Source organism: Amycolatopsis sp. A1MSW2902 (genome assembly GCF_017312175.1).
GTDB lineage: Bacteria > Actinomycetota > Actinomycetes > Mycobacteriales > Pseudonocardiaceae > Amycolatopsis > Amycolatopsis nivea.
The window spans coordinates 3,571,219-3,583,716 of sequence record NZ_QJPO01000001.1 but is presented as its reverse complement, the minus strand read 5'-3'; the positions used below and the strand labels follow the sequence as shown (position 1 = coordinate 3,583,716).

14 protein-coding genes and 5 tRNA genes are annotated in these 12,498 nt (G+C 69.4%); 4 read left to right on the top strand and 15 right to left on the bottom strand.

All coding sequences use genetic code 11. The features are described 5' to 3' along the window. Nucleotides 1-41 precede the first annotated feature (41 nt). Nucleotides 42-749, top strand: a complete 708-nt coding sequence (locus DMP23_RS16460; RefSeq protein WP_337821576.1) for a GntR family transcriptional regulator — start codon at nucleotides 42-44, stop codon at nucleotides 747-749. A gap of 167 nt (nucleotides 750-916) precedes the next feature. Here the strand turns inward: DMP23_RS16460 and DMP23_RS16455 are convergent, their stop codons facing one another. The 7 genes from DMP23_RS16455 to DMP23_RS16425 all read right to left on the bottom strand — a co-directional run bounded on the left by DMP23_RS16455 (nucleotide 917) and on the right by DMP23_RS16425 (nucleotide 2,551). After that, a complete protein-coding gene (locus DMP23_RS16455) occupies nucleotides 917-1,297 on the bottom strand; it encodes a hypothetical protein (RefSeq protein ID WP_337821575.1) in 381 nt (126 codons plus the stop codon). Nucleotides 1,298-1,611: 314 nt separating this feature from the next. Beyond that, nucleotides 1,612-1,683, bottom strand: a tRNA-Gln gene (locus DMP23_RS16450). 4 nt (nucleotides 1,684-1,687) lie between these two features. Next, nucleotides 1,688-1,759, bottom strand: a tRNA-Gln gene (locus tag DMP23_RS16445). 126 nt (nucleotides 1,760-1,885) lie between these two features. Further along, a tRNA-Arg gene (locus DMP23_RS16440) sits at nucleotides 1,886-1,959 on the bottom strand. Between the two features lie 30 nt (nucleotides 1,960-1,989). Continuing rightward, a tRNA-Gly gene (locus DMP23_RS16435) sits at nucleotides 1,990-2,062 on the bottom strand. A gap of 26 nt (nucleotides 2,063-2,088) precedes the next feature. Continuing rightward, a tRNA-Tyr gene (locus DMP23_RS16430) sits at nucleotides 2,089-2,173 on the bottom strand. Nucleotides 2,174-2,416: 243 nt separating this feature from the next. Next, complete coding sequence (locus DMP23_RS16425; RefSeq protein ID WP_337821574.1) at nucleotides 2,417-2,551, bottom strand: hypothetical protein; 135 nt, start codon at nucleotides 2,549-2,551, stop codon at nucleotides 2,417-2,419. 128 nt (nucleotides 2,552-2,679) lie between these two features. Between DMP23_RS16425 and DMP23_RS16420 the strand changes: the two genes are divergently transcribed. Further along, nucleotides 2,680-3,207, top strand: a complete 528-nt coding sequence (locus DMP23_RS16420; RefSeq protein ID WP_134661466.1) for a CGNR zinc finger domain-containing protein — start codon at nucleotides 2,680-2,682, stop codon at nucleotides 3,205-3,207. Nucleotides 3,208-3,390: 183 nt separating this feature from the next. Here DMP23_RS16420 and DMP23_RS16415 read toward each other — a convergent pair whose 3' ends face one another. Both DMP23_RS16415 and DMP23_RS16410 read right to left on the bottom strand, forming a co-directional pair. Continuing rightward, nucleotides 3,391-4,161, bottom strand: coding sequence for an SGNH/GDSL hydrolase family protein (locus DMP23_RS16415; protein WP_037806006.1), 771 nt, complete (start codon nucleotides 4,159-4,161; stop codon nucleotides 3,391-3,393). Nucleotides 4,162-4,165: 4 nt separating this feature from the next. Continuing rightward, nucleotides 4,166-5,356 (bottom strand): MFS transporter, encoded by a 1,191-nt coding sequence (locus tag DMP23_RS16410; protein ID WP_337821573.1) that lies wholly within the window; start codon nucleotides 5,354-5,356, stop codon nucleotides 4,166-4,168. A gap of 101 nt (nucleotides 5,357-5,457) precedes the next feature. Between DMP23_RS16410 and DMP23_RS16405 the strand changes: the two genes are divergently transcribed. Beyond that, nucleotides 5,458-6,525: a DUF5937 family protein gene (locus DMP23_RS16405; RefSeq protein WP_337821572.1), complete on the top strand. Its 1,068-nt coding sequence runs from the start codon at nucleotides 5,458-5,460 to the stop codon at nucleotides 6,523-6,525. A gap of 1 nt (nucleotide 6,526) precedes the next feature. On the opposite strand, the gene DMP23_RS16400 is transcribed toward DMP23_RS16405, so the two are convergent. Then, nucleotides 6,527-7,096, bottom strand: coding sequence for a TetR/AcrR family transcriptional regulator (locus DMP23_RS16400; RefSeq protein WP_238606060.1), 570 nt, complete (start codon nucleotides 7,094-7,096; stop codon nucleotides 6,527-6,529). Between the two features lie 166 nt (nucleotides 7,097-7,262). Here DMP23_RS16400 and DMP23_RS16395 point away from each other — a divergent pair, with 166 nt between their 5' ends. Then, complete coding sequence (locus DMP23_RS16395; RefSeq protein WP_134661470.1) at nucleotides 7,263-8,606, top strand: MFS transporter; 1,344 nt, start codon at nucleotides 7,263-7,265, stop codon at nucleotides 8,604-8,606. Nucleotides 8,607-8,628: 22 nt separating this feature from the next. Here the strand turns inward: DMP23_RS16395 and DMP23_RS16390 are convergent, their stop codons facing one another. The 5 genes from DMP23_RS16390 to DMP23_RS16370 all read right to left on the bottom strand — a co-directional run bounded on the left by DMP23_RS16390 (nucleotide 8,629) and on the right by DMP23_RS16370 (nucleotide 12,400). Next, nucleotides 8,629-9,201: a dihydrofolate reductase family protein gene (locus tag DMP23_RS16390; protein ID WP_337821571.1), complete on the bottom strand. Its 573-nt coding sequence runs from the start codon at nucleotides 9,199-9,201 to the stop codon at nucleotides 8,629-8,631. Further along, complete coding sequence (locus tag DMP23_RS16385; protein ID WP_134732235.1) at nucleotides 9,198-9,434, bottom strand: VOC family protein; 237 nt, start codon at nucleotides 9,432-9,434, stop codon at nucleotides 9,198-9,200. Before DMP23_RS16385 ends, DMP23_RS16390 begins: the two co-directional genes overlap by 4 nt. A 169-nt stretch (nucleotides 9,435-9,603) precedes the next feature. Further along, nucleotides 9,604-10,950, bottom strand: a complete 1,347-nt coding sequence (locus DMP23_RS16380; protein ID WP_443111343.1) for an SPFH domain-containing protein — start codon at nucleotides 10,948-10,950, stop codon at nucleotides 9,604-9,606. A gap of 116 nt (nucleotides 10,951-11,066) precedes the next feature. Further along, on the bottom strand, nucleotides 11,067-11,501 hold the full coding sequence (locus tag DMP23_RS16375; RefSeq protein WP_037805993.1) for an NfeD family protein: 435 nt from the start codon (nucleotides 11,499-11,501) through the stop codon (nucleotides 11,067-11,069). 92 nt (nucleotides 11,502-11,593) lie between these two features. Next, complete coding sequence (locus DMP23_RS16370) at nucleotides 11,594-12,400, bottom strand: DUF3097 domain-containing protein (RefSeq protein WP_037805991.1); 807 nt, start codon at nucleotides 12,398-12,400, stop codon at nucleotides 11,594-11,596. Nucleotides 12,401-12,498 lie beyond the last annotated feature (98 nt).

The window sequence follows — 12,498 nt, the reverse complement described above, 5'->3', positions numbered from 1 at the left end:
ATCCAAAACGTTGTATATGATGTTGCCACTAGACCTGGGAGGTGACCGTGGCCTACGACTCGCCGCGCCTGCGCACGGCCGACGGCCGGAAGCAGCTGCCCGAAGAAGTGGCGACCTACGTCCGCGAGCTGATCATGTCGGGCCAGGTCAAACCGGGCGAATTCCTGCGCACCGAGCCGATCGCCGAGGCCGTGGGCGTCAGCAACACCCCGGTCCGCGAAGGCCTGCTATCGCTGAGCAGTGAAGGCTTCGTGGAGCTGGTGCCGCGCCGCGGATTCGTCGTCGCCCCGGTTTCCCGCCAGGACATCCGCGACCTGTTCTGGGCCCAGGCCCAGTTCTCCGCCGAACTCGCCGCCCGCGCGGCGAAGCGGATCACTCCCGACGAGATCGCCCGGCTGGAAGCCATCAACGACGACTTCGAAAAGGCCGCCAAAGCCGGCGACCCCGAAACCGTCACCCGGCTAGGCCACGACTTCCACCGTCAAATCAACCTCGCAGCCGACTCGCACCGGCTCACGATGCTGCTCAACTCGGTGGTCAAGCACCTGCCGAACCGTTTCTACGCCTCGATCGAGGAACACGTCACCGCCACCCGCAACGACCACGTGGAACTGGTCCAAGCCCTGCGCGGCCGACACGCCCGGAAGGCGCGAACGATCGCCGAACGGCACATCCTCGAAGGTGCCGACAGCGTCATCAAGTCGCTGGAGGAACGCGGCCTCTGGGCGGACGAGGAAGCCACCGCCTGACCGCCGGGTTCTCGCCCTCGTCGTCGGCAACCGGAGAGTCGGCGCGTACACGAGTCTCATCCGAGCAGATGAAGCGAGATATGCTTGATCACTTATTCAAGCATCCGCTGCTGAATGCGGGGGCGAGCCCGCAGGGATCTATTCGCGTTCTCCCGTAACGCGAACCCTCACGCTGCCGTCAGGCCCGATGGAATCCGGATAACCTTACGTCCCCACCGGTGCGCCGCGATCTCGAACTCCGTGGTGTCCGTCAGATCCAGAACGATTCCGCCGTCCGGACAGGCCGCTAACACCACCCGATCGGCAAGACCGGGCTCGTCGGGCAACACGACATCACCGCGAGCCGAACCTGGCAGCACCCGGACCGTCTCCACGCCGAAGAAGTACCGGGCCTGCTTCACGCAAAACAGCACCGTCTCACCGGTCCTCGAGGCGGGCTCGACAACAACGGCATTGCGCAGCAGCCATCGTTCATGCTGAGGCGCGAACGCCACCCGCCACGGACGGCCCGCAAGGCTCTCGCCACTACGGCCGTCCTCGACGAGCAACCACGCCGACCCCTCGGGCCTCAGAAGACGGCGAACCTCCCTCCCGAGGGCTCGTACCTCATGTGCGAGCTCCCCGGGCGCGGTCCGGCGGAGCCGGATGACGCAGCAGTCCGCCGAAGCCTCGGCGACCCCCGAGATTCCTCCATTGAGCGAGCCTGATCCGAGCGTTCGACCCATCATGCGGACGTCCCCCTGCTTTCCAGAACAGACACGGACGACGCGGCGCGACCTGATGCACCTCGCACGACGCCAGAGACTCAACAGTGACGTCATCACCGCCTGCCCAGTCAGTACGTCCGGTTCACCAACTGGGGCTGCCCGTCGAGGGTTCGAACCTCGGTTTCCGCGTCCAGAGCGCGGCGTCCTGCCAGTTGGACGAACGGGCATCGGCTCCCGGTCCAGGAGTCGAACCTGGGCCAGCGGATCCAAAATCCGCGGTGCTGCCTGCTACACCAACCGGGAACTAGCGACGGCGAAGTCGGATGCCCGCGGGTCGAACGCGGTGTCTCCTGGTCCCGAACCAGGCGGGGTCGCCACTGCCCCTCGCATCCGGCGGAAAGCCCCGGCGCCCCCTCGGCGCCAGGCCCGTACCCCCGCCAGGACTTGAACCTGGGGCCTCCGCATTCGTAGTGCGGCGCTCTGTCCGACTGAGCTACAGGGGTGTGCGTCCGACGCCAAGGCACCGGACCGCGAGCGGCCGGAGGGCATCGAACCCTCTGCTTCGGTTTGGAAGACCGACGTGTCCGCCGAGTTCACCACGACCGCAGGAAGCGCCCTGGGCTCGGGCGCCGTGGTGAAGGAGGGAGTCGAACCCTCAATGCCGCAAAGGGCACCCGGGTTACAGCCGGGTGGGGCTGCCACCGCCCCGTCTTCACCGTGCGGGTCCGGCGGCGGTTGGCCGCCGGACCCGGCGCTCGTCCTGGCCGCGGGTGAGGCGACGGGGACGAGTCTCGGAAATGTCTTGCTTCGCTGTGCAGTTGTCAAAGAACCGCCGCCCGGAAATGGGCAGCAGCAGTTGGGAAAAAATGGAGATTTACTGCCCGAAACAGCCCTGAAGAGAGAAGCCGCCCGGATCGGTTTCCCGATGGGCGGCTCCCTGTGCGCGCAACGACTGCTGCGTCAGCTCAGGGAGCGGATACCGCCCAGAATTCCGCCTTTTCGGCTGATGTGGCGCTGGTGGAACGGCGCACGCTGGACAGCGCGGAGGGCGGCCGGATACCGGCCTCGCATCTCCCGCGTCCGCACGTTCGTCATGTCCGCTCCTTCATCCGCTGTGGTGGAATCATCTTCACCTACCGCGAAGGCATGCGTCAATCTTATTTTCCGCAGAACGGTTTCCAGCCGGTCTTTCCGAAGAAGAAGGGTTGTGCTGTAATGGGCGAGTGCACTTCAACCCTTACGGCGGCGCGGGCGCGCAAGTAGCCGCCGACCTGGCGACCCTTGCCCAGCGCGACGACGTCACGGCCGCCGAGGTGCGGGCCGCGGGGCAGGCTCGCGACATGGTGCTGCCGCGCATCACCGCGGACGAGGCGGGGCGGATTCTCGCGTGGGGGCGGCGGCTGCATCAGGTGTTCGTCGCGGAGACGACCGGCGAGCGGATCGATCTGCTCAACGAGTTGCTCGCCGTTGCCGCGTGTCGGCCGAATATCGCCAGTCACGACGGGAAAGCGCCGCATCTGCACTACTCCAGCGAGGGCGCGGGGGTGGTCGAACGGTTCTACGCCTACACGGCGGGCGGGCTCGCGCATCTGGTGTGCGAGGAGCCGCACCGCCTCGGCGTGTGTGCGCGCGAGGGGTGCGGCGTCGCGTTCGTGGACACGTCGCGCAACGGACGCCGACGGTTCTGCTCCACTCGCTGCGGCACGCGGGTCAACGTTGCCGACCATCGCGCACGGCAGCTCGCGGGCTAGGCCACAGATGCGGCGGCAGCCGCGCCGACTGCTCGCTGCGGCACGCGGGCAGACGTGGCCGACCATCGAGCGCGCCAACTTGCGGGCTAGGCGACCGGTCAGCCCCGTCGAACAACTGCGCGCGGAGGCACGCGGGCAGACGTGGCTGACGATCGCGCGGCAACTCGCGGACTAAACCACCGGTCAGTCAGCAACCGCCTCGAACGACTGCAGTTCCGGGTACTTCGGCGCGATCGTGTCGCCGGAGGACTCGCCGCGCAGGCGTCGGCCGATCCACGGCAATGCGTGTTCCCGTCCCCAGCGAAGGTTTGCAGCCCGCTGTTCCCGGGTGGACAGGCGGGGGCGCGGTCCCAGCGCGGCGTGCGTGAGGCTGTGCTGCACGCCCAGCGCGTCGAGGACGGCGATGGCGATTTCGGTGTGCCCGGCGGCATTCAGGTGAAGCCGGTCCGGGGACCACATGCGACGGTCGCGCAGTTGGCGCATCGACCACATGTCCACGAGCAGCGTCTCGTGCCGCGCCGCGATGCCGCGGACGTGTTCGTTGTAGATCGCGACCCGGCCGCGGATCTGGCGAAACAGCGCGTCCTCGACGCCGTCGACGCCGGTGAACAGCAGCACCTGCGCACCGGCCGCGCGGAAGCGGGCCACGGCGCGTTCGTAGGAGTCGGCGAGGCTGTCGATGTCGACGCGCGGCCGCATCAGGTCGTTGCCGCCCGCGTAGACGGTGACGAGGTCCGGCTTCATCGCCAGTGCCGGTTCGATCTGCTCGTTCAGCACCTGCGGCAGGAGCTTCCCCCGCACCGCCAGATTGGCGTACTGGAATCCCGGCTCCCCGGCAGCCAGCACCTCGGCGACCCGGTCGGCCCAGCCGCGCACGCCGTTGCGCGCGGACGGATCGTCGTCCCCGACGCCTTCGGTGAACGAGTCGCCAATACAGACTAAGCGGTTGGTCATTGCCTCAGTTTAGGCCCGGCTCCCCCGCCCTGGTCACGGCACCCGCGGACAGCAGCGTAGCTCCGGCGAGACCGCCCCAGAGCACGCCCGGCCCGAGCGGAGCGAGTGCGGTGAGCACTGCCGGGGAGACCGCGAGTCCGATGCCGGTCGACAGTTCGAAGCGGGCGGCCGCCTGCCCGAGCAGGCGTGCGGGTGCCAGGGCCAGGACGAAGGCGGTGGCGCTGCCCGCGTAGATGATCTCGCCGATGGTGCAGACCACCGAGACCGCGGCGATCGCCGGTGCCGCCCAGCCGGATCCGAGCAGGGTCGCGGCGAGGAAACCGAGGTAGGACACCGCCAGCACGACTCCGCCGGTCGCTAGTGCGGTTCGCCGGGACATCCGCGCCAGCAGGACGGTGACCGGCACTTGCAGGGCGACCACGAGCACCGTGTTGGCCACGAAGATCGCTGCCGACCACACCGGGGACGCGTGCAGGTACGCGGTCAGGACCAGCGGCAACGCGATCTCCGGGACGTTGAGGCAGAACGCGTAGACGACGTTCGCGCCCAGCAGCGCACCCATCCGCGGCGCGCGTTCGACGGTCGGCTCCGCCGGCATAGCCGGGGCGCGCAACCGCACTGACCAAGCCAAGCCCGCGGCGACCAGGTACGCGATTCCGGTGCCGATCGCCATGGCGCGCAACGCATCCGAGCCGCCTGCCAGGCACGCGGTCGCGAGCAACGCGCCGATGCCGAGCGCTGCGTTGCGGAGGGAACGGCCTGCGGCGAGGGCGGCGTCGCGTTCCCGGCCGGTGGCGAGCGTCGCGACGAGCGCGGCATGTGCTGCTGGCCAAGCCTGGTTGCCTGCGGAGAGCAGGATCGCCGCGCCGACGAACGGCCACATCTCCCCCGTCGGCGCGGCCAGCAGCATCGCGACGCCGAGCGCGCGCACCAGCATCGAAGCGGCCACCACGGTGGTGCGCGCACCTCGATCGAGCCATCGCCCCACGCACGGCATGCAGCCGAGGCCGACGAGCACGCCTGCGGTCATGGCCGCACCGGTCGCAGGCGCGGACAAGCCCAGCACGGTCACGCCGTAGATCAGGAGAAACGGGCGCAACAGGCCGGTGCCGAGCGCGTCGACGGCCATGGCGGCCGCGTAGCGCGGGCCGCCGGAGACGCGGAGCAGCGCGCTCGGCCGGATCTTGGTGGTCATGGCGCTCGACAGTGCCGCGCGGGCCTCGGGCGGAGCACTCCGATTCGCAGTTTCCGTCAACCGGCGAAGTCCCGCACCGCTCGATCGGCGATGCTGGTGCGGTGCCGTTGAGGATCGACATCGCCGGACTGCCGGCCGAGCAGGTGCGGTTCGCCGCGTCGCCGCTCGCGGAGCTGACCGCGATGCTGCACGTGCTGGCCGAACCGGGCCATCACCCGCGGTTTGCCGCGTGGGCGGGCGAAGTCTGGGCCGGGCTGCGGCCGGAGCTGGCCGAACGCGTGCGAGAGGCGGATTCCCTGTGGCGGTCCTCGCAAGCCGACTTCCTGTTGCCCGGACGTCCACGCCCGGCTCTCGCCGAGGAACTGGCTGACGTCGACGCGATCGACGACGAAACCTATGCGACCGCGGCGCTCGTCTCGACCTGCGGCAGCACCCGGATCGCGACCGGGTCTCCGCTCACCGACCCGGTATCGCGGGAACGCGCCCTCGACCTCGCCCAAGCGCGCGGCCCTCGTCAGGAAGCGTTCGCCGAAAGCCTGCTGACCGATCCCGCGGCCACGCGCGCCCGGATCCGCGACACCCTCGAGCAATGCGCCGAAGCGTTCTTCGACAGTGCTTGGGCCGGCCTGGAACCACAGCTCTCCGCAGATCTGCGGCGCAAGCAGGATCTGTTGCGGCACAAGGGAATCCGCGCGGCGCTCGACGCGGTGTCCAGCGCGGTCGCGTTGTCGGAAGACGGCTGCCGCATCGTCGTGGACAAGCTGCAGGACAAGGCGACCGCCGCGCGAGAAAGCGTCACCTTCATCCCCAGCGTGTTCGGCAGTCCGCACCTGGTCGTGGTGCACGCGGCGGGCTGGCGGCCGGTGGTGCAGTATCCGGTCGCCGACATCGCGCCGGTGCCGCTGGAAATCGTTGAACTGCGGCTCGACGCGCTCGCGCATCCGGTGCGGCTGCGCCTGGTCCGCACACTCGCGCGCAGCCCGCACACCACCAGCGAACTGGCGCACAGCTGGGATCTGTCCGCGCCGGAGGTGTCCCGGCATCTCGCGGTCCTGCGCGGGGCGGGCCTGCTCACCACGAAGAGACAGGGCCGGTACGTGCGCTATTCGCTCGACTTGCCGCAGCTGTCCTCGCTCGGCACCGATCTGCTGGCCGCCGTGCTGCGCTGACTCAGGTGCGGAGGCCGTCGAAGAGGATCGCGATCGTGCGGTCCCGCAGCGCGCGGTCGGACCCGACGTGCTCGGCCGCCTTCGCGGTGCCGATGATCACCGGGATCAGTTCGGTGGTGGTGACGTCGCGCCGCACCGCGCCGCTGTCCTGGGCGCGGCGCAGGAGCACGCCGAGGGATTCGCGCAGCCGCTCCCCGATCACCGAACCCGTGCTCGGGACGCACACCCCGGCCGCGGTGAGTGCTTCGAAGTAGGCGTTTTTGGCGCTGGACATCTCGATCCAGCTGGTGAGGAAGGTGAAGAACGCGGCCCCGGCGTCCTCGGCGTTCTGCGCGACGACCGCGTCGGCCTCGTCGACGAACCGGTGCAGCCGCGCGTAGAGCACGGCTTCCAGGAGGGCTTCTTTTGTGGGGAAGTGCCGGAACACCGTGCCGATGCCGACGCCGGCCTCGCGCGCGACCTCTTCGGTCGGCGCACCGGTGCCCTTGGCCGCGAAAACCGTCTCGGCGGCTTCGAGCACCTTCGCGCGGTTTCGCCGCGCGTCGGCGCGCAGCGGTTTGTCCTCCGTCACGGCTGTGATGGTAGTCGCGCGTGCTGGCCGCGCGGCGCCCGATACTGGTCCGTCCGGCGTGCCGCAGGGGCGGAAACAACCCGTCCGGAGCAGGCGTCAGGAATCGTCAAACCTCTGCCGGTCGTTCACACTGTAGTGTGACGACCGTCACGAGAGGTGCACGACCATGACTCTAGGCGACAACGAGGTCACCCAGTCAGTCCAAGCGTCGACCGGCGACCGGCGGGTGCAGGTACGCCGGGCGGCCCTGGCCGGGTCGATCGGAACCACCATCGAGTGGTACGACTTCTTCCTCTACAACACCGCCGCCGCGTTGGTCTTTCCCCATCTGTTCTTCCCCGCGTCGTCGGCCTACGCCGGGGTGATGCAGTCGTTCGCGACCTACGCGGTCGGTTTCGCGGCCCGCCCGGTCGGCGCGGCGATCTTCGGCCATTGGGGCGACCGGCTCGGCCGCAAGGCGACGCTCATCGTGACGCTCCTGCTGATGGGCCTTTCCTCGGCCGTGGTCGGCCTGCTTCCCGGCGCGGCGACCATCGGCATCGCCGCCCCGTTGATCCTCGTCCTGCTGCGCCTGGTGCAGGGCATCGCGATCGGCGGCGAGTGGAGCGGTTCGGTGCTGCTGGCCATGGAATGGGGCGACCAGCGACGACGCGGCCTGCTGGCGAGTTTCGCGCAAGTCGGCGTCCCCGTTGGTCTCGTGCTCGGCACCGGCGGGATGACCCTGCTGTCGGCGACCCTTTCGCCGGAAGCCTTTTCGTCGTGGGGCTGGCGGATCCCGTTCCTGCTGAGCCTGGTGCTGGTGGCGATCGGCCTGGTCATCCGGCTGCGGATTCTGGAAACGCCGATGTTCGCCGCGGCGGTCGCGGCCAAGCGCACGTCGAAAGCCCCGGTGAAGGACGTGGTCCGGCACCACTGGCGGGAAATCCTGCTGTCGGCCGGGTTGCGCTTCAGCGAGCAGATGCCGTTCTACCTGTTCACCAGCTACGTCCTGGTCTATGTCGTGCAGCGACCGGAGTTCAGCAAAACGTTCGTGCTCAACGCGGTCCTGGTCGGGGCCGCGGCGGAATTGGTGCTGATCCCGCTGTTTTCCCAGTTCTCCGACCGGATCGGGCGCAAACAGGTGTACCTGACCGGCGCGGTGCTGACCGGGGTGATCGCGTTCCCGTACTTCACGGTCCTGACCCACAGCGGGCACGGGATGATCTTCCTCGCCATCATCGTGTCCCTGGTGGCGCATTCGATGCAGTACGGCCCGCAGGCGGCGCTGATCGGCGAGAGTTTCCCGACTCATCTGCGCTATGGCGGGGCGGGGCTGGGATACCAGCTGGCGTCGGTGTTCGCGGGCGGTCCCGCGCCGTTGCTGGCGGCCTGGTTGCTGCACACCACCGGCACGCCGTACTCGATCTCGATCTACATCGTCGCGTCCGTCGTGGTGACCGTGGCGTGCGTGATCGCGCTGCCTGATCGCTCGAAGGCCAACATCGACGACGTCGGCGTGTACGCGCGCTGACGAGAGCCGCGTAGTCCGGATGTCACCGGACTACGCGGTAACGGAGGTGGGTGACGCCGCGGCCTTCGAGCCGCCGCACGGGCTCGAGTTCGACGCGGCCGAGCCCGGTCGGTTCGAACAGCCGCCGTCCCGCGCCCAGCAGCACCGGAATCAGGTGCAGTTCGATTTCGTCGAGCTGGTCCGCGGCCAGGAGTGCCTGCGCCGCGCCCGCGCCGTGGACCAGCACGGCCCGCTCCCCCGCTTTGTCGCGGGCTTCGTCGGCGCACGCGTTGACGTCGGTGTAGAACATCGCGCTGCCCGGCGGCGCGTCGCCCGGGTCGACATGGTGGGTGAGCACGTGGATCGGGACGCCGTCGTGGTGGTCGCCGTGCCACCGGTTGGCCAGCTCGAACGTGCGGCGTCCGGAGATCACCGCGCCGGTCGCGGATGCCTCGGCGTACACCTGCCCGTTGATCCCCTCCTCCGCCCGGTCGTCGAGCCAGTCGAACAGCCGGAATCCGTCGCGGCCGAGCTCCTGGCCGGGCCGGTCGTCCGGGCCGGCGATGTATCCGTCGACGGACACGGACATGTACAGCCGCACTGGGGTTCTGCTCATTTCCCGATCTCCTTTTCGAGGAAGTCGACGATGGTCATGCCGTCGGCGTGGTGAGCGGGCCACTGGACGAGTTCGATCCGGCGGGCGGCCAGCGCGGCGAGCGTGTCGGCCCTCGACTTGACCTGCACGACCAGGTGGCTCACGCCGGTGCCCGTCTCGTAGCCGATCGCCGGGTAGAACGCCAGCGACCGATCGAGGTCGGTCACCCGCAGTCCGAGGTGCAATGTCCGCATTCCGGTGCCTCCGTCGCGCCTGGCCTTGCGGTGCGCCGCTTTCACCAGTGCGTCGAACGCGCGGTGCCGGATTCGACAACCCAGGGGCGAGATTCTTTTTCGGCGGCAGGCACAGAAAAAGGGGCTGCCACCCCGAAAATCGGAGTGGCAGCCCCTGTGCGTGACGCGATCAGCGCTGCGGCGGCGGTCCGCCCTGCGGTCCGCCGAACGGGCCTTGCTGCGGGAACGGTCCGCTGCCCGGTCCGGGGCCCTGCGGTCCGCCGAACTGCTGCGGCGGCGGGCCCTGGTACGGCCCGCCCTGCGGCGGCCCGGCCGGGGGCTGCGGCTGCGGCAGCGACTGCTGCTGCTGAGCAGGCGGCGGCGCACTCGGCGGCGGGCGCTCCGGCGGTGCGGGCGGCTCTTCCTCCTGCACCGGCTCGGGAGCCTCCCGCTTCGCCGGAGCCCCGCCGATCGCCCGGCGCGACTCGCCCGAGGCCGCGCCCAGCGGTCCCTCTACTTCCTTGCGCGCCACCGCTTCCGCGGCGGCGACCGCCTCGGCGACCTTCGGGTCGCTGGTGGTGTCGAACCAGCCGGCGACCTCGTCGTCGTCGAGGTCCGGCTTGGCGGGCGTGTCGTCCTTGGGCGGTTCGTACCGGAACACGCCGTCGTCGCCCGGGGCGCCGAGTGCGCGGGCGAAGCCTTCGAGGGCCTTGCCGTAGTCGCTCGGGATCATCCAGACCTTGTTCGCGTCGCCCTGCGCCATCTGCGGCAGGGTCTGCAGGTACTGGTAGGCAAGGACTTCCGGCGTCGGGCGGCCGGCCTTGATCGCGGCGAACACCTTCTCGATCGCCTTCGCCTGGCCCTGTGCCTGGAGGTAGCGGGCGGCTCGTTCACCCTGCGCGCGCAGGATCCGCGACTGCCGTTCCGCCTCGGCGGCGAGGATCGCGGCCTGCTTCTGGCCTTCCGCGGCGAGGATCTGGCTCTGCTTCTGGCCTTCGGCCGTCTTGATCGACGATTCCCGCTGGCCTTCTGCGGTGAGGATCATCGCGCGCTTCTCCCGGTCGGCGCGCATCTGCTTCTCCATCGAGTCCTGGATGGATGCGGGCGGCTCGATCGCCTTCAGCTCGACGCGGGCGACGCGGATGCCCCAGCGGCCGGTGGCCTCGTCGAGCACGCCGCGCAGCTGGGTGTTGATCGAGTCGCGGGAGGTCAGCGTCTCTTCCAGGCTCATGCCGCCGACCACGTTGCGGAGCGTGGTGGTGGTGAGCTGCTCGACGCCGATGATGTAGTTCGAGATCTCGTAGACGGCCGCGCGCGAGTCGGTGACCTGGAAGTACACGACGGTGTCGATGTTCACCGTCAGGTTGTCCTCGGTGATCACCGGCTGCGGCGGGAACGACACGACCTGCTCGCGCAGGTCGATCCGCGCGCGCACCTTGTCCAGGAACGGGACGAGGAAGGTCAGGCCGGGCGAAGCGACCGTGCGGAACCGGCCGAGCCGCTCGATCACCGCCGACTGGGCCTGTGGCACCACCATGATCGCCTTGACCACCGTGATGATGACGAACAGAGCCAGCAGTGCGACCACGACGATCGCTATTGTCGACAAGAGCGTTTCCCCTTACCTAGTACCGTTTTTCCTCGGACGGAACCTCACGAGACGATGTCCACCACGGCCGTGGCGCCGGAGATCTCGACGACCGTGACGCTGGTGCCCGGAGCGATCGGCGGCTGCGATTCGTGCACGGCGCGCGCCGACCACACCTCGCCGCCGATTTTCACCTGGCCGGCATCGTAGTCCACAGTGGACACCACGACGGCCCGGGCTCCGACCAGCGCGTCGATGCCGGTGGGAATGGCCGACCCGGCCAGGAAGCGGCGTTTGAGCGCCGGGCGGGCGAGCGCGAGCAGCCCGACCGAGCTGACCGCGAAGACGGCGACGTCGATGTAGATGTTGCCGGTCAGCGCCTCCGAGCCGGCTCCGAGCAGCGCGCCGACGCCGAGCATGATCAGCACGAAGTCCCCGGAGATCACCTCCGCGATCATCAGGACGATGCCGATGATCAGCCAGATCAGAGCCGCTGCCATGCCCTCATGCTCTCAGATCGCGTCGTTTCGCACCGGGCAAACTACTCGACGTGACCGACGCGTGACCTTGGATTTTTCCGGCATACCGGACACTACGGAGCGTCGTCACCCGGTTCGGTCACGAAGTCGATGAGCCGTTCGACCGCGCCGATCAGCGGCGTTTCGAGATCGCGGAAGCTGCGCACCCCGGCGAGCACGCGCTGCCATCCCTCGTACGGTTCGCCCCAGCCGAGCGCGTCGCAGATGCCGGTCTTCCACTCGACGCCGCGCGGGATCTCCGGCCAGGCGCGGATGCCGACCGACGCGGGTTTCACCGCCTGCCAGACGTCGATGTAGGGGTGGCCGGTGACCAGCACCTGCTCGTCGCGGATCTGCCCGACCAGCCGGGATTCCTTGCTGCCCGCGACGAGGTGGTCGACCAGCACGCCGAGCCTGCGGCCGGGTCCGGTGCCGAATTCGGCGATCCGGTCGGCGAGCACGTCGACGCCGTCGAGCGGTTCCACGACGACGCCCTCGACGCGCAGGTCGTGTCCCCAGACGCGTTCGACCAGTTCGGCGTCGTGCTTGCCCTCGACCCAGATCCGGGAATCGCGCGCGACCCGGGCCTGCAGCCCCTGCACGCGGACCGAACCGGACGCGGACACCTGCCGCGCGGGGGCGGCGGTCTTCTTGACCGGCACGAGCGTGACCGGTTTGCCTTCGAGCAGGAACGCGGCGGGCGCGAGCGGGAACACCCGGTGGCGGCCCTTGGCGTCCTCGAGGACGACGTTGCCGTATTCGATCTTCACCACCGCGCCGCAGTACCCGCTGGCCGGGTCTTCGACCACGAGCCCTGGTTCGGCCGGGACCTCCGGCACTTTCCGCTTGCGGGGGCCGGACAGCACGTCGTGATAGCGCACGGTCGGGCACGTTATCGGCGCAGCGCCGGGGCGTCCCGCCGCCACGCCGGGGACGGGCGGCCGATGCGCCGGCTTGACGTGGAGCGCGCTCCAGCTCC

Bases quoted from the DNA above. Each gene is read 5' to 3' on its own strand.
- DMP23_RS16425 (WP_337821574.1), bottom strand. From the start codon at position 2,551: ATGACGAACGTGCGGACGCGGGAGATGCGAGGCCGGTATCCGGCCGCC.
- DMP23_RS16415 (WP_037806006.1), bottom strand. From the start codon at position 4,161: ATGACCAACCGCTTAGTCTGTATTGGCGACTCGTTCACCGAAGGCGTC.
- DMP23_RS16410 (WP_337821573.1), bottom strand. From the start codon at position 5,356: ATGACCACCAAGATCCGGCCGAGCGCGCTGCTCCGCGTCTCCGGCGGC.
- DMP23_RS16395 (WP_134661470.1), top strand. From the start codon at position 7,263: ATGACTCTAGGCGACAACGAGGTCACCCAGTCAGTCCAAGCGTCGACC.
- DMP23_RS16390 (WP_337821571.1), bottom strand. From the start codon at position 9,201: ATGAGCAGAACCCCAGTGCGGCTGTACATGTCCGTGTCCGTCGACGGA.
- DMP23_RS16385 (WP_134732235.1), bottom strand. From the start codon at position 9,434: ATGCGGACATTGCACCTCGGACTGCGGGTGACCGACCTCGATCGGTCG.
- DMP23_RS16380 (WP_443111343.1), bottom strand. From the start codon at position 10,950: ATGGTGGTGCCACAGGCCCAGTCGGCGGTGATCGAGCGGCTCGGCCGG.
- DMP23_RS16375 (WP_037805993.1), bottom strand. From the start codon at position 11,501: ATGGCAGCGGCTCTGATCTGGCTGATCATCGGCATCGTCCTGATGATC.